Source organism: Bradyrhizobium sp. AUGA SZCCT0105 (genome assembly GCF_018129565.1).
GTDB lineage: Bacteria > Pseudomonadota > Alphaproteobacteria > Rhizobiales > Xanthobacteraceae > Bradyrhizobium.
The window spans coordinates 384,039-409,723 of sequence record NZ_JAFCMK010000001.1 but is presented as its reverse complement, the minus strand read 5'-3'; the positions used below and the strand labels follow the sequence as shown (position 1 = coordinate 409,723).

General features: G+C 65.7%; 27 protein-coding genes. 12 read left to right on the top strand and 15 right to left on the bottom strand.

The window, feature by feature from the left end:
* Positions 1 to 25 precede the first annotated feature (25 nt).
* Positions 26 to 1,249: an MFS transporter gene (locus tag JQ573_RS01820; protein WP_212317846.1), complete on the bottom strand. Its 1,224-nt coding sequence runs from the start codon at positions 1,247 to 1,249 to the stop codon at positions 26 to 28.
* 96 nt (positions 1,250 to 1,345) lie between these two features.
* On the opposite strand from JQ573_RS01820, the gene JQ573_RS01815 reads away from it, so the two are divergent.
* Positions 1,346 to 2,287 carry a LysR family transcriptional regulator gene (locus JQ573_RS01815; RefSeq protein WP_212317848.1) on the top strand — a complete coding sequence of 314 codons (942 nt, stop codon included), beginning with the start codon at positions 1,346 to 1,348 and terminating at the stop codon, positions 2,285 to 2,287.
* Between the two features lie 172 nt (positions 2,288 to 2,459).
* Entirely contained in the window at positions 2,460 to 4,373 is a 1,914-nt protein-coding gene (locus tag JQ573_RS01810) for a right-handed parallel beta-helix repeat-containing protein (RefSeq protein ID WP_212317850.1), read from the top strand.
* Positions 4,374 to 4,415: 42 nt separating this feature from the next.
* Here the strand turns inward: JQ573_RS01810 and JQ573_RS01805 are convergent, their stop codons facing one another.
* The 3 genes from JQ573_RS01805 to JQ573_RS01795 all read right to left on the bottom strand — a co-directional run bounded on the left by JQ573_RS01805 (position 4,416) and on the right by JQ573_RS01795 (position 6,527).
* Positions 4,416 to 5,111, bottom strand: a complete 696-nt coding sequence (locus JQ573_RS01805; RefSeq protein WP_212317852.1) for a GNAT family N-acetyltransferase — start codon at positions 5,109 to 5,111, stop codon at positions 4,416 to 4,418.
* 121 nt (positions 5,112 to 5,232) lie between these two features.
* Positions 5,233 to 5,883, bottom strand: coding sequence for an O-methyltransferase (locus JQ573_RS01800; RefSeq protein ID WP_212317854.1), 651 nt, complete (start codon positions 5,881 to 5,883; stop codon positions 5,233 to 5,235).
* Positions 5,884 to 5,906: 23 nt separating this feature from the next.
* Entirely contained in the window at positions 5,907 to 6,527 is a 621-nt protein-coding gene (locus JQ573_RS01795) for a PadR family transcriptional regulator (protein WP_212318048.1), read from the bottom strand.
* Positions 6,528 to 6,726: 199 nt separating this feature from the next.
* Between JQ573_RS01795 and JQ573_RS01790 the strand changes: the two genes are divergently transcribed.
* Positions 6,727 to 7,080 carry an MmcQ/YjbR family DNA-binding protein gene (locus tag JQ573_RS01790; RefSeq protein WP_212317855.1) on the top strand — a complete coding sequence of 118 codons (354 nt, stop codon included), beginning with the start codon at positions 6,727 to 6,729 and terminating at the stop codon, positions 7,078 to 7,080.
* Positions 7,081 to 7,100: 20 nt separating this feature from the next.
* Here the strand turns inward: JQ573_RS01790 and JQ573_RS01785 are convergent, their stop codons facing one another.
* On the bottom strand, positions 7,101 to 7,667 hold the full coding sequence (locus tag JQ573_RS01785) for a histidine phosphatase family protein (RefSeq protein ID WP_212317857.1): 567 nt from the start codon (positions 7,665 to 7,667) through the stop codon (positions 7,101 to 7,103).
* 88 nt (positions 7,668 to 7,755) lie between these two features.
* Positions 7,756 to 8,721 (bottom strand): GlxA family transcriptional regulator, encoded by a 966-nt coding sequence (locus tag JQ573_RS01780; RefSeq protein ID WP_212317859.1) that lies wholly within the window; start codon positions 8,719 to 8,721, stop codon positions 7,756 to 7,758.
* 209 nt (positions 8,722 to 8,930) lie between these two features.
* Between JQ573_RS01780 and JQ573_RS01775 the strand changes: the two genes are divergently transcribed.
* Together JQ573_RS01775 and JQ573_RS01770 are read left to right on the top strand one after the other, a co-directional pair.
* Positions 8,931 to 9,572, top strand: coding sequence for an HD domain-containing protein (locus JQ573_RS01775; RefSeq protein ID WP_212317861.1), 642 nt, complete (start codon positions 8,931 to 8,933; stop codon positions 9,570 to 9,572).
* Between the two features lie 41 nt (positions 9,573 to 9,613).
* Positions 9,614 to 10,093 carry a Dps family protein gene (locus tag JQ573_RS01770; RefSeq protein ID WP_212317863.1) on the top strand — a complete coding sequence of 160 codons (480 nt, stop codon included), beginning with the start codon at positions 9,614 to 9,616 and terminating at the stop codon, positions 10,091 to 10,093.
* Between the two features lie 32 nt (positions 10,094 to 10,125).
* Here the strand turns inward: JQ573_RS01770 and JQ573_RS01765 are convergent, their stop codons facing one another.
* On the bottom strand, positions 10,126 to 10,578 hold the full coding sequence (locus tag JQ573_RS01765; protein ID WP_212317865.1) for an SRPBCC family protein: 453 nt from the start codon (positions 10,576 to 10,578) through the stop codon (positions 10,126 to 10,128).
* 77 nt (positions 10,579 to 10,655) lie between these two features.
* Here JQ573_RS01765 and JQ573_RS01760 point away from each other — a divergent pair, with 77 nt between their 5' ends.
* Positions 10,656 to 11,747, top strand: a complete 1,092-nt coding sequence (locus tag JQ573_RS01760; protein WP_212317867.1) for an adenylate/guanylate cyclase domain-containing protein — start codon at positions 10,656 to 10,658, stop codon at positions 11,745 to 11,747.
* Between the two features lie 5 nt (positions 11,748 to 11,752).
* On the opposite strand, the gene JQ573_RS01755 is transcribed toward JQ573_RS01760, so the two are convergent.
* The gene (locus JQ573_RS01755; protein WP_249131299.1) at positions 11,753 to 11,941 is read right to left on the bottom strand and encodes a hypothetical protein; all 189 of its coding nucleotides are present in this window, start codon (positions 11,939 to 11,941) and stop codon (positions 11,753 to 11,755) included.
* Positions 11,942 to 12,093: 152 nt separating this feature from the next.
* Here JQ573_RS01755 and JQ573_RS01750 point away from each other — a divergent pair, with 152 nt between their 5' ends.
* Together JQ573_RS01750 and JQ573_RS01745 are read left to right on the top strand one after the other, a co-directional pair.
* Positions 12,094 to 13,314 carry a helix-turn-helix domain-containing protein gene (locus JQ573_RS01750; RefSeq protein ID WP_212317871.1) on the top strand — a complete coding sequence of 407 codons (1,221 nt, stop codon included), beginning with the start codon at positions 12,094 to 12,096 and terminating at the stop codon, positions 13,312 to 13,314.
* A gap of 87 nt (positions 13,315 to 13,401) precedes the next feature.
* Complete coding sequence (locus JQ573_RS01745) at positions 13,402 to 14,046, top strand: glutaminyl-peptide cyclotransferase (RefSeq protein WP_212317873.1); 645 nt, start codon at positions 13,402 to 13,404, stop codon at positions 14,044 to 14,046.
* Positions 14,047 to 14,074: 28 nt separating this feature from the next.
* Here JQ573_RS01745 and JQ573_RS01740 read toward each other — a convergent pair whose 3' ends face one another.
* The 5 genes from JQ573_RS01740 to bamA all read right to left on the bottom strand — a co-directional run bounded on the left by JQ573_RS01740 (position 14,075) and on the right by bamA (position 21,142).
* A complete protein-coding gene (locus JQ573_RS01740) occupies positions 14,075 to 15,292 on the bottom strand; it encodes an MFS transporter (protein ID WP_212317875.1) in 1,218 nt (405 codons plus the stop codon).
* 130 nt (positions 15,293 to 15,422) lie between these two features.
* Positions 15,423 to 16,589: a substrate-binding protein gene (locus JQ573_RS01735; protein WP_212317877.1), complete on the bottom strand. Its 1,167-nt coding sequence runs from the start codon at positions 16,587 to 16,589 to the stop codon at positions 15,423 to 15,425.
* A 15-nt stretch (positions 16,590 to 16,604) separates the two neighbouring features.
* A complete protein-coding gene (locus JQ573_RS01730) occupies positions 16,605 to 17,330 on the bottom strand; it encodes a site-2 protease family protein (protein WP_212317879.1) in 726 nt (241 codons plus the stop codon).
* Positions 17,327 to 18,445: a DUF2167 domain-containing protein gene (locus tag JQ573_RS01725; protein ID WP_312011340.1), complete on the bottom strand. Its 1,119-nt coding sequence runs from the start codon at positions 18,443 to 18,445 to the stop codon at positions 17,327 to 17,329. Before JQ573_RS01725 ends, JQ573_RS01730 begins: the two co-directional genes overlap by 4 nt.
* A gap of 171 nt (positions 18,446 to 18,616) precedes the next feature.
* Positions 18,617 to 21,142, bottom strand: a complete 2,526-nt coding sequence (gene bamA / locus JQ573_RS01720; RefSeq protein ID WP_212317881.1) for an outer membrane protein assembly factor BamA — start codon at positions 21,140 to 21,142, stop codon at positions 18,617 to 18,619.
* Between the two features lie 288 nt (positions 21,143 to 21,430).
* Here bamA and JQ573_RS01715 point away from each other — a divergent pair, with 288 nt between their 5' ends.
* Together JQ573_RS01715 and JQ573_RS01710 are read left to right on the top strand one after the other, a co-directional pair.
* A complete protein-coding gene (locus tag JQ573_RS01715; protein ID WP_212318052.1) occupies positions 21,431 to 22,153 on the top strand; it encodes a response regulator in 723 nt (240 codons plus the stop codon).
* The gene (locus JQ573_RS01710; RefSeq protein WP_212317883.1) at positions 22,150 to 23,496 is read left to right on the top strand and encodes an ATP-binding protein; all 1,347 of its coding nucleotides are present in this window, start codon (positions 22,150 to 22,152) and stop codon (positions 23,494 to 23,496) included. The genes JQ573_RS01715 and JQ573_RS01710 overlap by 4 nt, the downstream gene beginning before the upstream one ends.
* A gap of 8 nt (positions 23,497 to 23,504) precedes the next feature.
* On the opposite strand, the gene JQ573_RS01705 is transcribed toward JQ573_RS01710, so the two are convergent.
* Together JQ573_RS01705 and JQ573_RS01700 are read right to left on the bottom strand one after the other, a co-directional pair.
* Complete coding sequence (locus JQ573_RS01705; protein ID WP_212317885.1) at positions 23,505 to 23,957, bottom strand: EF-hand domain-containing protein; 453 nt, start codon at positions 23,955 to 23,957, stop codon at positions 23,505 to 23,507.
* A gap of 187 nt (positions 23,958 to 24,144) precedes the next feature.
* Positions 24,145 to 24,612, bottom strand: coding sequence for a MarR family transcriptional regulator (locus tag JQ573_RS01700; protein WP_312011339.1), 468 nt, complete (start codon positions 24,610 to 24,612; stop codon positions 24,145 to 24,147).
* A 147-nt stretch (positions 24,613 to 24,759) separates the two neighbouring features.
* Between JQ573_RS01700 and JQ573_RS01695 the strand changes: the two genes are divergently transcribed.
* Both JQ573_RS01695 and JQ573_RS01690 read left to right on the top strand, forming a co-directional pair.
* Positions 24,760 to 25,161, top strand: coding sequence for an Ohr family peroxiredoxin (locus JQ573_RS01695; RefSeq protein ID WP_057019809.1), 402 nt, complete (start codon positions 24,760 to 24,762; stop codon positions 25,159 to 25,161).
* Between the two features lie 101 nt (positions 25,162 to 25,262).
* On the top strand, positions 25,263 to 25,667 hold the full coding sequence (locus JQ573_RS01690; protein ID WP_212318054.1) for a cupin domain-containing protein: 405 nt from the start codon (positions 25,263 to 25,265) through the stop codon (positions 25,665 to 25,667).
* Positions 25,668 to 25,685 lie beyond the last annotated feature (18 nt).

Sequence of the window (25,685 nt, the reverse complement as noted above, 5' to 3'; positions counted from 1 at the left end):
TCCTTCGCCCTCCGCGCGCGCGGCGTCAAGCCGGCTCCCTCGCCTCGCTGACGCTGTTGTGATCACCGCGCGCCAGCATCCATGCCGCAAGACCGGCGAGGATCGCAGCCGCAACCACCATGACGCAGGCCGCGCTCCAGCCCCACGCCGAAACGACCGTGCCGACCGCGATCGGTCCGGTCACCTGGCCGAAATTGCTGCCCGTCATCAAGAGACCCATCATGACCGGCACCATCGCCGCCGAACGCGCCGCCGCGGGCGCGGTCGCCAGCAACGTCGCCGGGATCAGGCCGCCGGTCGCGGAGAACAGCAGGCACAGAATGAATGCGCCCCAGCCGCCGAGCACCGGCAGGAAGATGCCGAGCGCGGACACGCCCATCACGACGGCCGCAACTGCAATCAACCCAGTCCGGCTCACCCCGCGCGCGAGCAGATTGCCGGCGGCGAGATTGCCGACGACGTTGGCGGCCGCCGCCAGCGCGCTGAGCCCGCCGGCACTCTGGCTGGAGACGCCGAGCCGCTCGGTCAAAAGGATCGGCAGGAAGCTGAACACCGCAAAGAACATCAGGCTGTAGAGCCCGAACAGCACCATCAGAAGCGCCGGGGTGCGGCGCCGCGCCAGCGCGAATGCTTCTTGCATCAAGCCCGCACGCGCCGGCCCGGTCCGCGATGACACTTCAGGGACGATGACGCCGGCAAGGACGAACAGCAGGGCGGCAAACGCGGCACTGGCCCACCAGATCGCGCGCCAGCCGCCGAACATCGGACCCGCGACCAGCGCCAGCGCGATCCCGAACGGGATCACGCAACTCCACACCGCCATGGTGATGTCGCGCGCACCGACATCGACCACGCGATTGAGCAGTGCAGGAGCAGAAACCATCACCAGCAGGAAGCCGAGCCCTTCCAGCAGGCGCGATCCCAGCAGCACCGCAAGCTGCGGCGCGAGCGCGCCCGAAGCGGCACCGAGCGTGATGGCGGCAAGCCCGCACAGCAGCACCCGGCGCGCGCCGACCGCGGCGATCACGACGCCGGCGGGCACGCTGCCGACAAGCCCCAGCACCGCAAAGATGCCGGCGACGGTTCCGACAGCAGCGAGGTCGATGCCGAAGCTTTGTTGCAGCATCGTCGCGGCAATCGGCACCTTCCCGACCTGGAGAGCGGCGCCGATCCCGCAACCGGTCACGACGGCGACCGTCGCCCATCGCTTCGCCTCGCTCTGCTGCACCACGGCCATCTCGATCGTCATGCGTCCACCCGTCCAGTTCAAGCCACCACAGATAGCGTTTCCCGATCATCGACAGGAGTGATATGTTTTGCATCCATTTGATCGATTTCGTAGATCATGCTCGATAACCTCACGCTCGACCAGATCCGGGTCTTCGTCACCATCGCCGAGAGCGGCAGCTTTCGCGCCGCGGCGACCAAGCTGGCGCGAGTGCAGTCCGCGGTCAGCCATGCCGTCGCCAACCTCGAGGCCGAGCTTGGTCTCATGCTGTTCGACCGCTCCGGCCATCGCCCGGCGCTGACGGCGGAAGGCAAGGCACTGCTCGGTAACGCCCGCGACCTGCTGCTCCGCGTCGACGCGATGCGGGCGCGCGCGCACGGCCTCGGTGACGGGGTGGAGCCGGAACTCTCGCTGGTGGTCGACACGCTGTTTCCGATTGCCGCGGTCGGCGCAGCGCTGACGGAAATGCGCTCAGCCTATCCGTCTGTGAGCGTGCGGCTCGCGGTCGAACCGATGGGTGGGCCGATCGCCGCCCTGACCGAACGGCGCAGCGCGCTCGCCGTCACGGTTGGGGAGGATTTTCGCGATCCGCGCCTCGCGCTCGACGCGATCTGCGCCGTGCAGATCGTCGCCGTCGCCTCCGCAAGCCACCCGCTCGCGCGCCGCGGCCGCAAGAGCGTGGCCGACCTTGCCGATCATCTGCAGATCGTGCTGTCGGATCCGACGCCGCTGTCGGAAGGCCGCAGCTTCGGCGTGCTCTCGCCGCAGATTTGCAGGGTAAGCAATCAGGACACCAAGCATGCCATGATCCTGGCGGGGCTCGGCTGGGGCCGCCTGCCGCTCTGGCAGGTCGCGCGCGACCTCAGGGATCGCCGCCTGGTGCGGGTCGAAACCGGCGCACTCGGCCGCAACGCGGCGCTCGCGATGGAGGCCTATCTCGCGCACCGGCTCGACGAACCGCTCGGCCCCGCCGCACGTGCATTCGCGGATGCGCTGACGCGGATCGCCGCGCGCATGCCTACGCAGATGATCAGGGCGAGGGCGGCGAAGAAACACTGAACCGCGGCTGCTGCGCGCCCCCACTGCAGTCCGTTCGCAAGCGCCCCAATCCTCGATCTCACATCACGACGTCGAGAGGCCTCGCGCCTGCTGCCCGCCATTTCGCTGCGATTCATCTCCGCAGACCGATAGTGCGCGCGACCGATCCCGATCTCGCAAGGAGCCACGCACCATGCCGATCAGCCGCCGGCGAGCACTGACGCTTGCCTCGTTTTTTGTGGCGAGCCCGCTGCTCGGCAGCGAAGGCCGCGCCGAGCCGACGCCAACCGCCGGAGCGGCCACCTTTGACATGGCCAGCTTCACGGCCACGTCCGGCGGCGACGCCGACGCGGCCTTTGCCAAGGCGCTGGCCGCGATCGCCAAGGCAGCGGCTGATGCGAGCAAGGTGGGGCCGGTTCACATCGTCCTCAATCTGGAGAAGAACGCCAGCTACCGGATCAAGCGGCCGCTCGCGTTCCGGCAATTGCACGGTTTCGAGCTCAACGGCAATGGCGCACAGCTGGTCAACACGGCACGCAGCGGGACCTTCGCGATCTCCGGCTGCAACCGCCTCACCATCCGCGATCTCACCATCGATTACGATCCGCTGCCCTTCACCCAGGGAACGATCACTACGTTCGACAAACAAGCGGTCGACATCACGGTGAAGGTCGACCCCGGCTATCCCGATGATGCCGCGCTGCTGGCCACCTTCACGGATGGCTTCTTCAAGGTGATGGACCGCCGCAACCGGGCGCTGAAGACCGGGGCCAGGGATTTCCTCTCACCGGCCCATGCCACGCGCCTCGGCGACGGTCAGATCAAGGTGCGTCTGCGGTGGGGCGCGAACGATCGTTTCCCGAGCCAGCTGCCGATCACGGTGGGTGACGTCGTCACCATCGCAAATAGCGGCGCGCATGCCATCGCCGTGGACTCCAGCGTCGCCACCAGCCTGATCGACCTGAAGCTGCTGGCGTCGCCGGGCATGGGCATCATCGAGAACGGCGGCGAAGGCTCGATGATGCTGCAGAAAGTCTCGGTCATTCCGGGACCGCGGCCGAAGGGCGCGACGACCGACCGCCTGATTTCGACCAATTCCGACGGTTCGCACTTCACCGTGGTCGCGCGCGGTCCGACCATGGAGGACTGCAGTTTCGCCAATACCTCCGACGATGCCGTCAACGTGCACGGCTTCTACTACTACGTCGTGGCGAAGACCGCGCCGCGGCGGTTTCTGCTCAGCCCGAAATGGGACGTCGGCCTCGCGGCCGGCGACGATATCGAGAGCTGTGACCATGCGACGTTTCGCTCCCTCGGACGCGGCAAGATCGAGCAATTGGCCAAGCGCCACGCGCCCGAACTGAAGGTGAAAATCGCCCAGCTCTGGAAGAACCGGAGCCCGACCACGTTGCCGGACCTGATCTACGACGTGGTCCTGCAGCAGGACCTGCCGCTCAAGACCGGTGATGCCATCACCTCGCTGACGCACATCGGATCGGGCGCGACGGTGCTGCGCTGCGATTTCCACGCCTGCGGCCGCGTGCTGATGAAGGCGCCGAACGCTATCGTCGAGAACTGCCAGTTCACATTCTCGACCGGCGTGGCGCTGCAGGCGGGCAGCGACATCGGCTTCTGGTCGGAGTCGGGATTTGCCGAGAACCTCGTGTTCCGCAACAACCGCTTCAGCCATTGCGTTAACGGCGCCAATGAGCTGACCAGCGGCAGCGGCACGCTCGGCACCATCTATGTCGGCATGGTGCCGCCGGAAGGCGCCAAGGGATTTCAGGACAATTTCCAGAACCGGCGCGTTATCATCGAAGGCAATCACATCGACGATTCCTACATCTACGCGATCTTCGTCAGCAATGCCGACGGCGTCAAAATCGCCGGCAACGTGATCGGCCAGACCTTCCTGCGCGGTAGCGTGTTCGGGGCTGGCGAGTTCTTCCACATCAAGCCCGACAGCGCGATCTTCGTCGGCCGCGCCAGGAACGTCGAGATCAGCAACAACGTCGCCGCACACGGCCGGATCGCGACCAATGCCGTCGCGATCGATCCGAGCTGCGACAAGCGCACGGTGCATCTTGCCGGCAACAGGCTGGCGTGAGCGAGTGCGACGCCGTTCAGAGCATCGTTCCCGGACTTTGCCCTACCCCTGCTTCTGCAGCACCGTGATGTGCAGGCGGCGGCGGATCTCCATGCCCTGGCGGCGGTAGAGCGCGATCGCCGAGACGTTGTTGGTGAAGACGTGCAGGAACGGAACCTCGCCGCGCGCCACGATCTGGCGGCCGACCGCCGATAGCAGCGCCTGCGCATAGCCGCGGCCGCGATGGTCCGGATGCACGCAGACCGCGGTCATCTCGGTGTAATTCCCCGGCTTCATCCGTTCCCCGGTCATCGCGACCAGCTCGCCGCCAACGCGGATACCGAGAAAGGTGCCGAGCTCATGCGTCCGCGCGCTGAACGGTCCGGGCTTTGTCAGTTCCGTCAACGCCATCATCGCGGGAACGTCGGCGGCGCCGAGCGTGACGATCTCGACGCCGGGCAGACAAAACTCCCCCGGTGGGCCGATCATCTGCTCGCCGGTCTCGGCCAGCAGCAGCTTGAACTCCGGCGGCACCGGGACAGGATCGGGCGTGAACAGCACCGCGATATCAGGTCCCGACAGCAGCGCGCCGAGCGCGGCAAAGCCTTCCGGCGACATGTCGACCATGTCGGCGAAGGGGGCGATCGCGACCGGAAAGCGCCTTGCCTCGGCGCCGCCTTCCGCAAGGTCGCGTTGCCTCGTGGTCAGTGCGCTCCAGATTGGGCGATCAAGCGGATGGATCGGCGGGACTTCGGACATGCGGCGCTTCGCTCCTGATTTTCCTCGAACAGAGCAAGAAGCGCCGACAAAATCCAGCGTGGCGTGATGTCGTTGCGGCTCACAATCACGCCAGCAGGATTTCGTCGTGCCGAACCGATCCTTAGGCGACCTTCAGGCAGAGCTCGGTACCGCCCTTGAGCGGCAGCGTGATCGACACGAAGCCATTTTTGGGATCGCGCACGAACTCCAGAAAATCCGCCTCGGCATTGTCGTTCATGACATAGCCGCCGACCCGAAGCTGCGGAGCAACGATCTCGATCACCTGGCGGGCGAGTGTCGGTCCCTTCTCGCCCGGCCAGCCGTCGATCAGGATGAAGTCGACGGGACCACCGAGATCGCGCAGCGTCTGGCGCGCATCGCCCTCGCGGATCTCGGCATAGTCGGCAAGGCCGGCCTCGGCGAGGTTGTGCTTCGCGGCTACGACCTTGGCCGGCACGATCTCCGAGCCGATCACGGTGCCGCCGCCATTGTCGCGCATCGCGGCGGCGAAATACAGTGTCGACATCCCGACCGACGTCGCGAACTCCGCGACGCGTTTGGCGCGCAGGCCGCGGCACAACAGATAGATCAATTCACCTTGCTCGGGATGAATTGAGAAGCCCTGCTCTGCATAGTCGAGCGGATCGCGGCTCATCGTCGGATTGCCGCGCGGACCGCCGGCGGCCGGCCTGCGGCGCGTGGCCTGCAGGCGCGCGATGACGGCAGCGACGCGGGCGTCGGTAATCGCGCTGTGCGGTTCAGCATTGTACATGAAGGGTCTCCCTTGCGACTGCGTCATTGCTGCAGGATTTCAGCGGCGGCGCGGTCGAGGATCTTCGCGATGCGGCGCGCCTCGGCGGCATCGCAGCCGCGCTTCTGGCGCAGCGCGCTCTTCAGGGCGTGACGGGCGCGGTGCACGTCGTCGGAGGATTCGCCATCGAGATCGCTCACGCCGGCGAAGGCTTCGCGCACCTCCTCCATGCGGCCGCCGATCCGCGACAGCGCCTGGAGAATGGTGTCAGCGGTGGCGCGGTTCTCGGCGAGATGCGCCTTGCCCTGCTCGGTGATGCTGTAGAGCTTGCGCGCCGCATCCTGGGTGACGCTGGCATGGCCGATCTCCTCGAGGAAGGTCAGCGCCGGGTAGATCACGCCCGGGCTCGGGCTGTAGAAGCCGTCCGACCGCTCCTCGATTTTCTTGATCAACTCGTAGCCGTGCGCCGGCTGCTCGCCGAGCAGCGCCAGGATGACGAGTTGCAGATCCTGCGACGAGAGCCGCCGCGATCCCGGAAAGTCGCCGCCGCCACCCCGCCCGAAGAAGCCATGGCCGCCGTGGCCAAAGCGATGGCCACCTCGGCCGTGCCGCCCCATGGCGAAGAACCCAAACCGGAATCCGTCATCGTCCCGGCCGCCAAACATCGATCGCCTCATTGGTCATTCCTTACTGAAAACATATCTTACGATATATCTACAGATGAAATGGCGACAACCCACGTTTTCGTGAGGTCCCGCCAACGAAGCCGCGACCGGAACTGGCTGGGATTGCCGGTTCACGCCGGGCTTGCCCGTCGTCCCGCGGCTGGCTTACGGCTTTGAAGCCCTCTAGCCCCTCCGATCCATGCGTCCAAAAACCTTCGAAGCTCATTGCCTGCGCCTGCCCGCCGCCACCAAGGTGGTGCAATGGGAAGGCACGTCGGTGTTCAAGGTCGGCGGCAAGATGTTCGCGCTGGCCGGCGGCTTCGTCGCGAGCAGCGGCGGCTTCATGTTCAAGACCTCGAACATGGCCTATCAGCTCTTGATCGAGCAGGGCCTGGCGCGACCGGCGCCGTATCTGGCGCGAGCCAAATGGGTGCAATTGATCGGCAACGACGCCCTGCCCGACGCCGAGCTCAAGGCCTATCTCGATCACGCGCATGCGCTGATCGCAGCCAAGCTGACGCGGAAGTCGCGCAAGGCGCTCGGGCTCGACTGATCGGCGCAGCGTGACGCGGTTCAGCCACCCAGCGGCTTGTCGGAATCGCCCGACAGCAATTTCGGAAACAACTCCTTGAAGGCGAACTTGTCGTCGCCCTTGGCGCGCTCGAAGCGCAGCACGACATCGAAGCGGCTGCTCTCCCATTTGGTGGGCGGCTTGCCCTTGCTGACCGGGATCAGCGGCAGGATGTCTGCGATGATCGCCTTGTGCTCCCAGCACAGCAGCACGACGCCCTTCAGCGCCAGTATCGCCTGCATCAGCGCCGGCTCGTCACCCTTGCCGAAGCCTATGTTCGGCGTCAGCTCGCGGCGCGCAGCGAGCGCCGAGATCGTCTCGGCCGGACGGCTCGACGGCGGCTGATTGGGCGTAGTGCCGGGCGTCGCGGCGTAGATCGCATCGGGCTTGGCATAGTCACCGCCGGTGAGATCGGTGCCGAACAACGCAGTCCACGCGCCCGCACGCTGCCAGCCGCGCAGCACCAGCGACTCGGTATCGGACACGCCGTCCGCAGTGAAACCGGGCCCCGGCCAGGACTCGCCCGGCTTCTCGGCGTGACGGATGATGAAGAGCGTGAGCGCGTCCATGGCAGCCTCGCGGAACAGTTGCATGATTGGAAATAATTTCGGACAGGTTGATCCTATCCCCGATCAGGCGTCCGCTTCATGAACGGCGTCACAATTTGCGAAAACTCGACCGATACTGCGCCGGCGACACGCCGAGCCGCTCGGTGAACACGATGCGCATGCGGTCGGCCGAGCCGAAGCCGCAGTCGAACGCAACCGCCTTCAGCGGCCGATCGCTACCCTCGAGCAGCCGGCGCGCGGCGTCGACCCGCGCGCGTTCGACGAATTCATGCGGCGTGATGCCGGTCTCCTGCGCAAAGGCGCGGCCGAAATTGCGCACGCTCATACCGACAGCCTCGGCCAGCGATTGCAGCGTGTGGCGCTCGCCGACACGCTGCATGACATGCGCCTGCGCGCGCGCGATCGGCGAATCCTCGTCGATCGGTGCCGTGAGATAGGGGCTGAACTGCGACTGCCCGCCCTGGCGTTGCGCCACCACGACCAGCCGCTTTGCCACCGCGACCGCGACCTGCGGCCCATGACACTCGGCGACCAGCGCCAATCCGAGATCGATACCCGCGGTCACGCCGGCGGAGGTCATCAGTCTGCCGTCGCGAATGTAGATCCGGTCGAAGATCACCTCGGCATCCGGAAAGCACGCCGCCAGCCGCTGCGCGTTCTGCCAATGCGTCGTCACCTTGTGCCCGTCGAGCAAGCCGGCATGGCCGAGCGCGAAGGCACCGGTGCAGATCGAACCGTAGAGCTCGGCGCGCGCGGGCGCCCCGCGCAGCCACCGCGTCAGCGCCGGATCCGGCTCGGCTTCGGGCAATGCCGGTCCGCCGGCGACGAGCAGGATGTCGAACTTCTCGTTTGCCTCGTCGAAACTGAGGTCGGCCGATATCTTCATGCCGTTCGATGCGCGCAGCGGTTCGCGGCTAGCGCCGACCAGCACCGTCTCATAGCCGTCGCCATCAGCGACAAAGCCGTTGGTTTCCGCGAACACGTCGACGGGACCGGCGACATCCAGCGCCTGCACCCCTTCGTGAATCGCGATTGCCACCTTCTGAACCGTCATACCCTCTCCCTGCCCGCTGGCGCGAAACGATGTCTCGTTGGCCCGATCCGGCGGCGCACGATCGTTGCGGGATCAGGCCAAGACGGGTGACAAACGACCACGGATCACGCCACCAGATGATCCGAACACACCAGAGAGACGAGCGCCGGCGCGGCCCGCGTGTTTCGCACGCCACGGCATCGTCTTGCCATATCGAGGAGCGTCTTGAAATGACCGAGATCATCGCCGGCATCCATGTACCCGACAGCGCCATGGCCCGTGCCGCCACGCAGCTGGTGCGCGATACCGAGGACGACCTGCTCTACAACCACAGCCGCCGCGTGTTCTTCTGGGGCGCGCTCACCGGCAATCGCCGCAGGCTGAAGTTCGATCCCGAGCTGCTCTATATCGGCGCCATGTTCCACGACATGGGCCTCACCGCCAGGCATGCGAGCCCCGATCTGCGCTTCGAGGTCGACGGCGCCAACGCCGCGCGCGACTTCCTGAAGAGCTACGGCGTCGCCGAGCGCGACATCGATGACGTCTGGGCCTCGATCGCGCTGCACACCACGCCCGGCATCCCCGAGCATATGCGTCCGACCATCGCGCTGGTCACCGCCGGCGTCGAGATGGACGTGCTCGGCATCGCCTATGACGATTTCTCGCACGAGCACCGCGACCATGTCTGCGCGCATCATCCGCGCGAGGCGAACTTCAAGGAGAACATCATCGATCATTTCGCGGCCGGCACCATCAAGAAGCCGCTGACCACCTTCGGCAACGTCAAGGCCGACGTGCTGGCGCTGAAGGACATGAACTACACACGGTTGAACTTCTGCTCGATCATCCTCGGTTCGAAATGGCCGACATGACCGCGCGCCGAATTTCAATCCGAACCGCGAAGGAGAACACCATGACCATCGCCGTCAACACCGGCTTCGCCGAGGCCGGGCGGACCAGCATCGCGGCGGCGCTCTCGACGGTGCTCGCCGACACCTATGCGCTGTATCTGAAGACTCATGGCTACCACTGGAACGTCACGGGTCCGACGTTCCAGGCCCTGCACACGCTGTTCGAAGGGCAGTATCGGGAGGAATGGCAGGCGCTGGATGACATCGCCGAGCGGATCCGCGCCCTCGGCGAACTGGTGCCGCAGACCTATTCCGCATTCGCCAAGCTCACCGCGATCAACGACGGCTATGCCAGCCTCGACTCGGAGGCGATGGTGGCCGAACTGCTCCACGACAACGAGACGGCCGTGAGGACCATCCGCGATGCTTTCACAGTCGCCGAGTCCGCCGGCGATCAGGCGACGATGGACATGCTCAACGTGCGCACCACCGCACACGAGAAGCATGCCTGGATGCTGCGTGCGACGCTTGACGTCAAATGAGCGAACCGACTGAACCGCACCAGCGTGCCGGTTCAGTCGTGCGGACCGCGGTCGGGGCCTGGAGCTCGTCCCGCTGCCGCGAGCGCGAGCCTGGCAAGGTAGTGCGTCCAACCCTTGCTATGGCTCGCGCACTGCTCGGCGTTCGGCAGGCCGCTATGGGTCATCCGCAACAGCGTGCCGCTGTCCTTGTTGATCAGGTCGATCTCGATCAGGCTCGATCCCGGAGGGACCTCCGCGCCGCCTTCCCAGCCGAAGCTGTAGGCGAGACGGTGCACCGGCACGACCTCGCGGAACGCGCCGCGCGCGGCGCGGTTGCGGTCGTTGCCGAGGCCCTTGAGCAAATAGAGCCCGCCGGGATGCAGCTCGGTCTCGGCCTCGAGCCCCATCCAGCTCACGATCTTCTGCGGATCGGTCAAGAAGGCGAACACGGTTGCCGGCGGCGCTGCGATCTGGATCTCGCGTTGAACGATGAAGGCTTCAGTCATCGATCCTTCCTCCATTGACGGTGGGTCTTCAGGGATAATTCGTGACAAGGGTGGCGCATCAACCCCATGATGCGGCGATGCAATTGTCCTCGACTCTGAGCTGGCTGGTCGACGCCGCCGCCGAGACCGCGGGCGCCAACCGGTTGCTGGCGGATCTGGGTAGTCATCTTATCACGGATGGCCTGCCGCTTGCCGGCGGTGCGCTGACGCTCGAAGTTCCGCACCCGCTGATCGCCCGGCGCACCTGGCTGTGGCGCGCCGGCAATGGCGAGGTCATCGAGGCGCTCGGCTTCGCGCCGGAACAACCCTTTGCAATGCCTGATATGATCGGATCCGGCGATGCCGGCCGGCGTTGGCTCAATAGCCTCGCGCCCGGCCCGATCCACGAGGACACGATTGGAACGCGACCGGATGGCCCGACCCTCGGCTGGATCGGCACCCGCGCCTTCACGCCGGCCGAGGCGGATCAATTGCGCGAGGCGGCGCGTTTCACGGCCGCACCGCTCGCCGCGCTCGCGGCGCGCGCGACATTGACGGCGGCGCTGGAGGCCTATCTCGGCCGGCGCAGCGCGGCGCGCGTCCTGGCATCGCCGTTGCGGCGCAACACCGGTGAAACGATCCGGGCGGCGCTGTTGTTTGCCGATCTGCGCGGCTTCACCGCGCTCTCCGAAAGCCATCCGCCTGCCGAGGTGATCGCCGCCCTCGACGCCTGGTTCGACCGCATCGCCGGCGCGATCCACGCCTTCGGCGGCGAGGTGTTGAAATTCATCGGCGACGGGCTGCTCGCGATTTTTCCGGTCACGACCAGCGCGCACAGCGCATGCGAGGCGGCGTTGCGCGCGGTGTCGGCGGCCCGCGTCGGCATGGCGCATCTCGATACCGAGCGGCGCAAGCACGGCCTGCCGCCACTGCCATTTGGCGTGGCGCTGCATCTCGGCGAGGTGCACTGGGGCAATATCGGCGCCGCCGACCGCCTCGACTTCACCGCGATCGGCGCCGCGGTCAATCTGGTCAGCCGGCTGGAAGGCCTGTGCAAGCCGCTGGAGCAGACCGTGCTGGTCTCGGGCGCGCTCGCCGCCGAGACCGAGATGGCGCTGGTCGCGCTCGGCACCCATGAGCTGCGCGGCATCGCACGGCCCTGCGCGGTCTTCACCCTGCCCGAGGAATGATCTGGTCATCGGAACAGGCGCAACCACGGCGCCAGATGAAATGCGCTCATCAGCGCGTACATCGGGACCATGCCCTGCAACGAGAGCGGTCCCTGCATGGCGCCGCAGATCATGTCGGCCGGCGCCAGCGCGGCCACCAGCGCCATCCCAGCGAAGGTCGGCGCCGCCGCCAGCGACAGCCAGCGCGCGACCATGGCACCGCGGCCACTGATGCGGCCCTTCAACCAATCCTCATGTGTCTCGATTCCGGTCATCATTCGATCTCTCTGGAGATGATCCATGTCGTCATGTGCTAGGTTAGGACCGGGCCTCGGAGGGCGAGAGTGACAAGTGTGTCGGGATTCGAATGGACTCGCTGATTACGGCTGCGGCGCGCGCGCTCGCGGCGGGTGATCCCCTCGGCGCACTGAAACGGGTAGCCCTGCGCGACGATGCGCCGGCGCTGGCGCTGCGCGGCATCGCGATGGCCCGGCTCGGCGATTTCACCCGCGCCAAGGAGCTGTTGCGGCGCGCGGGCCGCGCCTTCGGTCCGCGTGAAGCCATCGCGCGGGCCCGCTGCGTGGTGGCCGAAGCGGAAATCGCGCTGGTGTCGCGCGACCTTTCCTTTCCCAGCAAGAGCCTTGCTGCGGCGCGCGCGACGCTCGCGGCGCGTGGCGACGCGCTCAACGCCGCCCATGCCGGCTATCTCGAGATCCGCCGGCTGCTGCTGATCGGGAGCCTCGATGCCGCCGAGCGCATGCTTGACGACCTGGACCCGGCGCCCTTCCCGCCGGCGCTGCGGGTCGGACATGAATTGGTCGTCGCCGGGATCGCGATGCGGCGGCTGCGGACCAAGCCGGCGCGCGAAGCGCTGGCACGGGCAAGGGATGCCGCGCGCCGAGCTGGCATTGCCGAGCTTGCGGCCGAGGTCGAAAGCACCGCGCGCCTGCTCGCCACGCCGGCAGCGCGCCTGATCGCGCGCGGCCACGAGCGGCCGCTGCTGCTCGCGGAGGTCGAGGCCCTGATGGGATCGAAGGCGCTCGTCGTCGATGCCTGCCGCTACGTCGTGCGCGATAGCGGCACCACGGTCTCGCTGACACGACGGCCGGTGCTGTTCGCGCTCGCCCGTGCGCTCGGCGAAGCCTGGCCGCAGGACGTGTCGCGCGGCACGCTGATCGCGCGCGCGTTTCGCGGCAAGCACGCCGATGAATCGCACCGTGCACGGCTGCGGGTCGAGATCGGACGGCTGCGCCGGGCCTTGCTGCCGCTCGCCGAACTCAGCGCGACGCCCGACGGCTTCGTGCTGGAGCCGCATGGCCGCCGCGAGGTCACCGTGCTGGCGCTGCCGGTCGAGGAGGAACATGCGGCCGTGCTGGCCTTCCTCGCCGACGGCGAGGCCTGGTCGAGCTCGGCGCTCTCGGTGGCGCTGGGCGCGAGCCAGCGTACCGTGCAGCGCGCGCTCGACGCCCTGGCCGCCGCGGGCAAGGTGCAGTCGGTCGGCCGCGCCCGCGCAAGGCGCTGGATGACGCCGCCGGTGCCGGGATTCACGACGACGTTGTTACTCCCTGCCCCGCTGCCGAACGGCTAGCATCAGGCCGCAATCAGCGCCTTTTCGAGCGCAGTGGATACCCTTCGCGTCGAGAAAACGCGTCGAAACAAGGACCAGGAGCGCCGCATGAAGAAGTCCGAAGCCGAGATCATCCGGGAATATGCCTTCGAGGGCGTCGAGAGCGTGGGCGGTGTCAGCTTCGACGGCGAGCAGGTCTGGTTCGCGGCCGGCGGCCGGCTGGTCGCCTTCGATCCCGACAGCGGCAATACCACCCGCACCCTCGACATCGCGGCCCATGCCGGCACCGCCTTCGACGGCAAGCACCTCTATCAGATCGCCGAGGACCGCATCCTGAAGATCGAGCCGAACAGCGGACGCGTGGTGTCGACGATCCCCTCGCCCGGCGGCGGCCGCGACTCCGGTCTCGCCTGGGCCGAAGGCTCGCTGTGGGTCGGCCAGTATCGCGACCGCATGATCGTTCAGGTCGATCCCGAAACCGGCAAGGTTCTTCGCACCATCGAAAGCAACCGGTTCGTCACCGGCGTCTCCTGGGTCGACGGCGAACTCTGGCACGGCACCTGGGAAGAGGACCAGAGCGACATCAGGCGCATCGATCCGCAGACCGGCGAGGTGATGGAACGGCTCGAGATGCCGCAGGGCGTGTTCGTCTCCGGACTCGAGTCCGACGGCAAGGACCGGTTCTTCTGCGGCAGCGGCTCGACCAACAACAAGGTGCGCGCGATCCGGCGGCCGAAGCGCAGCCGCGCGTGAAGCAGATGACTTCACGCGCGCACCGGACTTACGCCGGCGCGGGCACCGCCGAGGGCCGCGCCGCCGGAATCGGCCGGAAGGTCATCATGATCAGGAACGCGCCGAGGCCGACGGCCCAGGAGCCGACATAGAGCCACGTATAGCTCGCAAAGGTGTCGTAGATCAGGCCGCCGGCCAAAGGTCCGGTCGCCATGCCGAGGCTGCCGGCCATCGCGGTGCCGCCGATCACGGTGCCCATCATCCGCAGCGGGAAATTCTCGCGGATCAGCACGGAATACAGCGGCATGGTGCCGGCATAGATGAAGCCGAAGATCGCCGCGACCGCGTAGAATGCGGCCAGCTCGCGCACGAAGACATAACCGAGCGCGCCGAACGCCTGCGCCAGCAGCCCCAGCACAAGCACGCGCTTGGCGCCGAAACGGTCGCCGAGCAGGCCGAAGGCGATGCGGCCGCCCATGCCGGCGAGCCCTTCCACGCTGTAGATCGTCACCGCCGCGACCATCGGAATGCCGCAGGTGACCGCGTAGCTCACCGTGTGGATGATCGGTCCGGAATGGGTGGCGCAGCAGAAGAAATTGGTCGCGATCAGGATGATGAATTGCGGCGAGCGCAGCGCCTGCGCCAGCGACATCGACGGCTCACCGTTCGTGCTCGCCGCTTCGGCGTGACCGCCTTGCAGCGCCGGCGGGCGTCGCACCAGGAAAGAGACCGGGATCATGATCGCGCCGACCACGCCTGAGACGATCAGCATCGACGTCCGCCAGTCATGGTGGGAGATCAGCCAGGCCGCGAGCGGCGACATCGTCATCGGCGCCATGCCCATGCCGGCCGACACCAGCGAAACGGCAAGACTGCGATGGGTGTCGAACCAGCCGGTGACGCAGGCCATCATCGGGGCGAAGATCGCGGCCGTTGCCGCGCCGACCAGCGCGCCGAAGAGAAACTGAAATGCCAGCAGCGACGGTGCCTGGCTTGCGAGCGCAAGGCTTGCCGCCAGCACGACCGATCCGGTCAGCACCACCGGGAGCGGCCCGAAGCGGTCGGACAGCGTGCCCCAGATCATGCTGGTGAAGGCCATCGCGAGGAAGCCGATCGTCATCGCGCTGGAGATGCCAGTCACCGACCAACCGGTCTCCCGCGCCATCGGCTGCAGGAACACCGGGAGCGAAAACATGCCGCCGATCGCGACACAGCCAAGCAGGCCGCCGGCCGCGACGATCACCCAGCGATAGGCTGAATTGGTCATTCCGGAACTCCCATGCAGTGCGTTCTGGCTGAAAGACGAACGAACCGGGCTGGAACCGACAGCGGACGACCGCCCTGGCTCACTTTTTTTGCGAGCGTGGCGGCCTTCAAGGCTCATACCCGGCCGAGCGTCAGCGTCCAGCCAAACTGCATCCGGGCTGCGGCGCGATCACGCCGAGCGGCCGAACCTCCACCAGCTCGGTACCTTGCGTCTTGGCGATGAACATGTTCATCGCCGCATGGTGATCCTGGGCGAGCGTCACCGGCCCGGTCGGCGACGCAATGGTGAGGCCAGCCATCGCGTCGATGATGGCCTCCTTGTCGAGCTTGCCAGCCTTCTCCGCCGCCGCCTTGAGTGCGATCAGGGCGTTGTAGTGCGTCATCACATAGTTCGACACTGCGACGCCCGGGTTCGCGGCGGCGCGCGCCTTTGCGACGAACGCCTTCACGGCCGGATCCTCGCTCGCCGCGACCGCCGGCACCACCGTTACCATGTTCTGGCCCTTGCCGCGGAAGATGCCGAGATCGACCTCGGACAGTCCGAGGAAAGCGACGGTGATCTCCTTCAGCAATCCGGCCTCGTCGGCCTGCCGGATGAAGTCCATCCCGTCACCCTTGAGCGCGAACAGCAGCACCTTGGCCTTGCTCGCCGCGACCTCCTTGATCAGCGGAGAAAAGTCCGTCTCGGTCCCCAGCGTGTACCTCGTCCCGACCACCCTGCCGCCGAGCTGCTCGATCAAGGGCTGCGCGATGCCGAACATCTGATGCGGCCAGACCCGGTCGGCGCCGAGCAGGAAATACGTGTTGCCGAAGGTCTGCGTCATGTAGGGCAGCAGCTGGCCAAGCTCCTGGTTCGGCACCGTGCCGAACGAAAACAGATAGCGGCTGCATTTGCCGCCCTCGTAATTGGTGGCGTAGAGCAGCGGCGTCCTCGAACTGTCGGCGAGCGGCACCAGTGCATTCAGATTGCGCGAGGTGATCGGACCGACCACGGCCAGCACGCCCTGCCGCTCCACCAGCGAACGCATGGCCTCAGCGGCCGCCTCCGGCCGCGTCTTGTCGTCAGCATAGATGATCTCAACAGGCCGGCCGAGAATGCCGCCTGCCGCGTTGATATCCTTGGCGGCGAGATCGAGCCCGAGCCTGGCCTGCTCGCCGTAGAGCTCGACGCCTCCGGAAAACGGCAGCACCGCGCCGACCCGGATCGGTCCGCCGGATTCGGCAGCGCGCGGCGAACCGACGCCCGCGAAGCCGAGGAGAAGCACCCACGCCATGCAGATGATCGATCGTCGCGGCATACGCATCTGCTCCTGTCATGCCGGATGGGCGAACCGGCTCAACATCTCGTGCACGTCATAGGTCATGATCGCAAGCAGCGCCGCAAGTCCGAGATAGGCGGCGCCGTATTCGAGCTTGGTCTGAAGCGGAACGCCGTAATAGGCGATGTTCTCCGGAGCGTGAGGATCGTATCGCCAGGCCTGCAGCAACTGGGGCGCGGCAAGGATCGCGACGATCAGCAGCATCGGGCTCGGCCGGTAAAGCATCAATGCCAGCAGGATCGGCACGCCGACGAACCAGATCCGGGGACTGAGCACCACCGTCACCCTGCCGCCGTCGAGCGGCGACACCGGCAGCAGATTGAACAGATTGAGGAATAGACCCGAATAGGCGATCGCCAACAGAAGACCGCTGTCTTCGGATCGTGCCCATAGATAGACCGCTAGCGCTGCGACCGTTCCGGCCACGGGACCTGCGATTGCGACATAGGCCTCGGTCTCGACATCCTCCGGATGGTCCTTCAGTGCGATAAAGGCGCCCATGAACGGAATGAAAGCCGGCGCTCCAACATCGAGGCCGCGTTGCCGCGCGGCAACGTAGTGCCCCATCTCATGCGCAAACAACAATGCAATGAAGCCCGCGGCGTAGCGCCAGCCCCATATCGTCGCGTAGACCACGAGCGACAGCAGCATGCTGCCGCCGCTGGCAGCCAGCTTGCCCCATTTGAGACCCGAGAGAAGAAGAAGCAGCAGCGCCTTCACGTCACATCACCGCCCACATCGGTGCGCGGCTTGCGACGGAAGAACTTCATGATGCCGGCACCGAATGCCGCTATGGCGATCAGGATCACCTTGGCGAATTTCAGGACAAAGGCCGTCGCGATCGCCAGCAGCCCGAGCTTCTTGGCGGCGACGCCGCCAATCAGGGCAGCGAGGCCATAGGCGGCAACGCGATCGGTGCCGGCGCTGAAATCCTCGTAACGCTTGCCCTCATTGTAGGACAGGTCGCCGAGCAATTCCCGCGCGACCGGCTTTTCGCTTTCGATGCGATCGGACTGCGACAGCAGGTTCAGGCTAAAGTAGCCGTCTCGTCCGAGCGCATAGGTGTTGAAGTTGACGCCCTTGGGCAGGTTATCGGGCTGCCCCTTGTCCTTGCCCAGCATCGACCACACCAGGCGGTGCGTCGCGGCATCATAGGCCGGTGGCTGGATCCATCCGACCACTTCCAACTCGGGGAAGCCGCGCGCGACACGATCCTTGTTACTCTCCTCCACGCCTTCCTTGATGCTGCTCAAGAGCTCGTCGGCGTTCCAGTTCTTCGCATCGTCATCCTTGATGTAGCCTTCCTTGACGTAGCGAATGACCACGATCCACTGATCGTTCTTGCGCGTGCCGACGACGAGGCCGACAAAGGTCGCATCGTTGACGAGATTGCCAAGCGCCCGCAACACGCGTGTCCCCTCGGTCTTCGGGACGAAGAAATATCCCTCCGGCAGCTTCAGCTTGGCCTGATCGATCAGCGTCACGTCTGCGGGACCAGCGGTGCCGGCCTGGCTCGCAGCCTGCCAGGCGGCCACCAGTTCGGCTTTTCGTGCGGCTTCACTTGGCGGCGAGCTCTGCCCGAATGCAGGTAGCGCCCCGAACAGAACCGCCAACATGATGGCAGCGATGGAAATCACCTTTTGCACAAGCGCGCCCCTCTTGATCATGAATTGGACCGGGTGTCCGGTAACAACCCTAAATAGCAGTGTTAAACGACAAACTACATAAGGGATCGTCGCTTTTCCAAAGCGTCGACACCGCCCTGCTCCAGTACCGCCGGCCGCGCCACCCGGAATGCGGAATCGCTCCACATCGTGAAAGCACGGCGCGATCACACCAACCGCTCGCGCACACCACTTGACATTCAGAGGTTGCGGGCGTAGTTCGGCGGCCCTCGCGAGGAGCGCGCCGACTTCGTGCTGGCGATGCTCGGCGGCTGAGTGACATCGATAGACTGATCAGAGCGTCGCTCCGCGGCCACGTCGGTAGGTGGTAGGCTTGCCAGATCAGAACGACGTCCCGCCGCCGAACCTGAACTCCTGCACAATGTCGTACTTGCCTTTCGTGATCGGCACGGCGTAGTCGAAGCGCAGTGGCCCGAACGGCGACGCCCAGATCAGGCCGACACCGACAGAGGTTCTCACGACGTTCTGATCGTCGTATTGCAGGCCGCAGGTTGGGCACGCCGGCGTGTTGACCTCGCCGGTCGCGGTCCACGATGTCGGTCCTTGATACCCCCAGAGCGAGCCGGCATCGGCGTAGACCGCCCCCTTCAGCCCAACCTCCGAGGGCAGGAACCAGAACGGCATCTGCAGCTCCATCGACGCACCCCAATATTTGGTGCCGCCGAGCGCATCGCCGACCGCCCCGAAACTCGCATAGGTGATGTCACGCGGCCCGATGCCGTTGGTGGCAAAGCCGCGCACGAGGTTCGGCCCCATCTGGAAATGATCCAGCATGCGCAGATCGTTGTCGCCGACCTTGGTGAGCACGCCGCCCTGCAGATGGATCAGGCCGATGAGGTCGGACACCAGCGGCGTGTAGTATTTCGCATCGACCGCACTCTTCAGATACGTCACGTCGCCGCCGACGCCGGCAAAATCCTGCTTGAAGTCGATCAGCAGGCCGTCGGTCGGGTTCTTGGTGTTGTCGAGCGTGTTGTAGGTCAGCGTATAGCCGATTTGCGAGGTCCAGGTCGCGCCCGCAGCCAGCTCCTTGCGCACGGGCAAGGTGGATTCGCCGTCGCCGTAGCAACCATATCCATTGAGTCCTGATGAGACCGAGTTGGTCGGATCGACGCCGCCGAGCACATTCTTGATGTAAGCAGGCGTCGGATTGAACGCGAGCGATGTGTTGGAGGCATTGTTGTTGCAGTTGTTATAGGCGCTATCGAGCGAGACTTCCTGCTGATAGAGCGAATAGCGCAGCTGGAGCGTCAGGTCCTCGCGCAAGGCGAGACCCAGCCGCGGCGAGAACCCGATCGTCTTCACGCCATAGGTCGTGTAGTCGGTCGGCAGCTGCTCCTTGTAATACGCATCGAGCCCGAGCGCGACGCGATAGTCGAGCAGATACGGCTCGACAAAGGAGAGCGACAGGCCGCGCGAGTACTGGCCGTAGCTGACCGTCGCCTTCGCGAGCAGGCCGCGGCCGAGCAAATTGCGTTCGGAGACGCTGACCTCGGCGAGCGCGCCGTCGGTCGTCGAGTAACCGCCCGAGACCGAGAAGTCGCCGGTCGACTTCTCCTCCAGATCGACGATCAGGATCACCCGATCGCTCGATGAGCCGGGCTCGGTGGTGATCTTGACCGTCTTGAAGTAGTCCAGATTCTTCAGCCGCCGCTCGGCGCGATCGACCAGCGCACGGTTATACGCATCGCCCTCGGAGAGATCGAACTCGCGCCGGATCACGTAATCGCGCGTGCGGCCGTTGCCGCGAACGTCGATCCGCTCGATATAGGTGCGCGGCCCCTCCTCCAAGCGGAACATGATTCCCACCGTGTGGGCCTCGAAGTTCCGGTCGCCGTCCGGACGGACCACCGCGAACGCGTAGCCGCGGCGCGACGCTTCGATCTGCATATCCTCGACCGACTTCTCGATCGCCTCGACATTGTAGAGCGAGCCTTCGCTGACCCGCGAAAGCGAGCGCAGGATGCTTGGATCGAAGCCCGTAATCGTCGAGCGGAAGCTCACCGTCGCAACGCGGTACTGCTGTCCCTCATCGATCTTGAAGGTGACCTGAAAACCCTTGCTCTCGCGGTCATACTCGGCGAGCGCGGCCACCACCTGCACGTCCGCATAGCCATGCTTCAGGTAGAAACGGCGGATCAGGTCGCGATCGGCCTCGACGCGGTCGGGGTCATAGATGTTGGCGCTGCCGAGAAAGCTCAGGAAGTTCGTCTCATGGGTCTTGATCACATCCTTCAGGCGCGCGGCCGTGAAGCTGTTGTTCCCCATGAACGCGATGGTCTTGATACCGGTCTTGGCGCCCTCGTCGACGGTGAAGACGAGATCGACGCGGTTGTTCGAACGTTCGATGATCTCGGGCGTGACGCGCACGTCGTAGCGGCCCGAGTGGCGGTAGATCTCGGCGATCCGCAGCGCATCCGACTGCACCATTGGTCGTGACAGCGTGCCTCGCGGCTTGGATTGCACCTCGGCCGAGAGCTGCTCGTCCTTGACCTTCTTGTTGCCCTCGAACGCGACACGGTCGATTACCGGGTTCTCGACGACCGAGACGACGATCCGCGCACCCGCGTGATTGATCTGGACGTCCTGGAACAACCCGGTCCCGACCAGCTCCTTGAGCCCGTCATCGATCGCAGCCTGATCGAGATGACCGCCCGGCCCCGGCCTGAAATAGGAGCGGATGGTCTCCGCCTCTACTCTCCGGTTGCCTTCGATCGTGATCGCATCAACCGATTGGGCCGCCGCCGGTGCCAACAACAGCCAGGTCACTGGCCCGTTCACCGACGTCGCCGGGATCGCAAATCCCGTCAGCACAATCGCCGCGACAAAGCTTCGCCACGTCTTCATTCCACACCTCGCGAACCAGTCGCCCGTTGTGGCGGGATGGTGATGGCTGCGGTGTGGCTGCTGGATTGCGGGATTATTTCCAGTGATTGGGGACTGTGAGCGCTGTGCGACGCGGCCGCCGTCCCGGTTTTGTTTCCAGCCGCGAGCGCCGCTTACAGTTCAGAAACACTATGCTGACGAAAAGGCGCAATGCCGCCCACAAGCGATGCGCATGCTGGTCGATTGGTGGCTAAGCCGGCGCGCTCCAATGCGCGCAAATGCCCTGATGACGAGGTCCAGTCGCAAACCATGCTCGCTCATACGCCAAAAATCCTGGTCGTCGAGGACGACCTGCCGACCAGAGACTTGATTGCTCGCTACCTGCGCGACCAATCGTGCCTGGTGGCCACCGCCTCGAACGGCAAGGAAATGGATCGTTACCTTGCCGGACACTCGCTCGATCTCGTCGTGCTCGACCTGATGCTGCCGGGAGAGGATGGACTAACGCTGTGTCGGCGCCTTCGCAGCGACTCGACGATTCCCATCATCATGCTCACGGCGAAGGGCGAGGACCTCGACCGGATCCTCGGGCTCGAGATGGGGGCGGACGACTATCTCGCCAAACCCTTCAATCCGCGCGAACTGCTGGCGCGGATCAACGCGGTGCTGCGCCGCCAGGCCCAGGCTGGCCTCGCGGGACGCTCCGGCCAGAGCGCCGCGCGCCTGCGCTTCCAGGATTGGACCATCGATCTTCGCCTGCGCGAACTGCGCGATCCCGACGGCGCCCAGGTCCCGCTGACCAGCGCGGAGTTCGACCTGCTGCAGGCCTTCTGCGAGCGGCCCGGCCGGATCCTGACGCGGGACGGCCTCTTGACCATGACGCGCAGCCGGCCGGCCAGCCCGTTCGGGCGCAGCATCGACGTGCTGGTCAGCCGGCTTCGCCGCAAGCTCGATGCCGGCGAAGGACCATCGGTGATCAGGACGGTGCGCACCGGCGGCTACATCTTCACGCCGCATGTGGAGGATGCATGAGCTGGACCCGCAGGATTGCCGCGCTCTTCAGCTTCCACCGGATCAGCGGCCAGATCGCCGCGCTGGTCCTGTTTTCGCTGGTGTTGATCCACGCGCTGATCGGGCTTTATTTCACCAGCCAGAAGCCGAGATCGTTCGCGGACAGGCCGATCCATCAGTTCCAGCTGGTTGCCAGGCTTCTCGCCGAGACCCCTGCGGCCGATCGCGCGATGCTGTTGCAGGCTGCCGACCAGGCTTTCCCCCGGCTGCATTTCGCACTGCGCGACGCAGGTCCAGGCGTGTCTGACGATGCTTCGTCCGGAGTATCAGGCGTCGACGATGTCGACCTGGAGTTTTCCACGAAGACCGCGCCGGCGGTGGTTCGACTGCCGGGTGGCGCCCTGTTCGAAGCGACAATCGGCCCGGCGAAAATGCCGCCCTTCTTCGGCGTATTCTGGGTCAGCACATTCCTGTTCCTGTTCGTCAGCGTCACGCTGCTCGGCGTGTGGGCCGGCCGCGCGCTCAGTGCTCCGCTCTCGGCATTTGCCCGTGCCGCCGAGAATTTCAGCATCAGCCAGGCGGCCGCTCCGCTTGCCGAGACCGGCCCGGAGGAGATCCGCGCCGCCGCAGTCGCACTCAATCGGATGCGCGAACGCATCACCACGCTGATGAATGACCGCACGCGCATGCTCGCCGCCATCAGTCACGATTTGCGAACGCCGATCACCCGGCTGCGGCTCAGATCCGAATACATCGAGAACGACACCCAGCGTGCGGAGACCCTGCACGACCTCGACCAGATGCAGGCCATGCTGGAATCGGTGCTGTCATTCCTGAGCGGCGGCAGCGCGGCGAAGCCGACCCTTGTGAACGTAGCCGCCCTGCTGCAGACGATCAGCGAGCAGTTCTCCGATTGCGGCCATGTCGTGCGCTACCACGGCCCGCTCAGGGCTTCGCTGTTGATCCGCCCCAGCGATATCAGCCGGACCGTGACGAACCTGGTGGAAAATGCCCTGCGGTTCGGCAGCGAGGTCGATATCCGGCTGACCGCATCCGCCGATCACACCACCATCGACGTATCGGACGACGGTCCGGGGATTCCGGAGCATCGCCGAGCCGAGATGTTGAAGCCCTTCGTCCGCGGCGACGAGGCCCGCACCATGGACGAGAAAAGCGGCTTCGGGCTCGGCCTGCCGATCGCTCAGGCCATGGTGTGCGGCCATGGCGGCGAGTTGTCCTTGCACGACAACGCACCGCACGGCTTGCTTGTCCGGATCAGATTGCCTGGGGCGGTGCATCTTGGATCGGATCGGAGCGGGGCAAGCCCGACTCGCCCCGCGCTTCCGGAGCTCGTGTCCGGCTAGATCGAACCTCAGGATCGCTTGCCCCTGCCGCCAGGCTGCTTCTGCTCGGTCGGCGACCCCTTGAGCTCCTCCGGCGTGACGCGGCAGTCGCCGTTCTTGTCGTTCTGCAGGATGAACTCGTTCGGCTTCTCGACGAACTCGCGGCGGGTAATCTTGCCATCCTGGTTCTCGTCGAAATAGCCGAAATCCGCGTCGGCGAGCGCGCTGCCGGCGCGACGAACGCCCTCGAACTCCGACGGAGTAACGTTTCCGTCGCGATTGCGGTCGGCGCGATCGAACAGCCGCCCGAGATAGGCCTTCCACTCGTCGCAGGTGTAGACGCCATCATGATTGGCGTCCCAGATCTCGGCCGCGCCCGCCGGCGAACGATCGCCGCCTGCGCGCGGCGATGGCGCTGCTCGATCCGGTGAAGCCGGTTGGGCCAGAGCGATCGGCACCGCCGTACAAAGCAAACTCGCCATCGCAATCACCCCGCAGACGGATGGCAACATTCTACGCAAGTCGAACTCTCCTCCGCGTCAACCAGAAGCGGAGCGGAGTTGCCGGTTGCGCCGTGGCGGAAATGCGGAACGACGCGGCTCGGATACAGCCCGTTACAATTTGATCCGGCGGCACGTCGTGGCGTACCAGCGCGCCGCTGCCTCAGCATCAGCCCTTCTTCGAATCGCCGCGCGTGTGGTGCAGCAGATTGTCGCGCAGCCTGACCACGCTCTTCTGCACGATGGGAAATTCGTCGCCGAGCCCGGTGGCGTCGACCAGCGACGCGTTGATCTCCTTGTCGAGCAGGCGCCGGCCCACCGCCGTCAGGCTCACGCGCACCTGCCGCTCGTCGGCGGGATCGCGGACGCGGCTGATGTAGCCGCTCTGCTCCAGCTTCTTGAGGATCGGCGTCAGCGTGTTGGATTCCAGGAACAGCTTCTCGCCGAGCGCGCTCACGGTCTGCTCGTCGGCCTCCGACAGCGCAATCATGGCAATGTACTGGGTGTAGGTCAGGCCGACCGCGTCCAGGATCGGCTTATAGGCGCGGCCAAAGGCCAGATTGGCCGAATAGACCGCAAAGCACAGAAAATTCGAGAGTTTTCGGCCTTTGGTCTCGGCCTTGGCGGTGCGGGTCACGGGCGTCTCCGGAGTTTGTGAAGTCTCGGCCAATATAAATCGTATCCGATTAAATCGGAAGTGCTTGACATGGTCAAACGCGAGGTCTATTTCACCGCGCATCCGCTTAGATCGGATGCGATCTATATTCAACCAAAGGAGCTCGCCATGACCGCCAATGCAAAGGTTCTCGTCACCGGAAAGACCCACGTCACCGCCGGCCCGAACGGCGCCGCCCGCTCGCGCGACGGCTTCCTCGACGTCAAGCTGCCGCAGCCGCACCCCGCCGCCGAGAACCTGTTCGCCGCCGCCTGGTCGGCCTGCTACATCGGCGCGATCCAGCTTGCCGCCGGACAGCGCAAGGTCAAGCTCGCGAGCGAGCCCGAGGTCGACGCCGAGATCGATCTCAACCAGGCCGGTAGCGCCTTCTTCCTGAGTGCGCGCCTCAACGTCCACGTTCCCGGCGTCGAGCGCGAGGTTGCGCAAGAGCTGATCGAAGCCGCGCACGGCATCTGCCCCTATTCCAAGGCAGTCCACGGCAACATCGACGTCACCACCACCCTCGTCTGAGACCATCGCATGACAACCTCCGACGCGGACCGGCCGCCTGCCGGTCCGCGGTCGGACAAGTCCAGAAGACAGCCCCGGAGTTCAAGATGACCAGCAAGCTGATGACCGCGACGCGCCTGCTCGCAAGAGCGGCCCTGATCGCCGGAAGTTTCCTGACGATACCGACGGCCCAGGCGCAGCAGCCGGCCGGCTTCGCGCGAACCGATTTGCAGCGCCACGACCTCAGCGCGCCCGGACGCGAAGCCGTCCAGGTGCGCGTCGACATCGCGCCCGGCAAGGCATTCGGCCGCCATACGCATCCCGGCGAAGAGATCATCTATGTGCTCGCCGGCACGCTCGAATACGATGTCGACGGCAGACCGCCGGCAACGCTGAAGGCGGGCGACGTGCTGTTCATCCCCGCCGGCACGATCCATGCGGCAAGGAACGTCGGCCCCGTCACCGCCAGCGAGCTTGCGACCTATATCGTCGAGAAGGACAAGCCGCTGCTGACCCTCGTGAAGTGAATATCGCCTGCCCGCCCC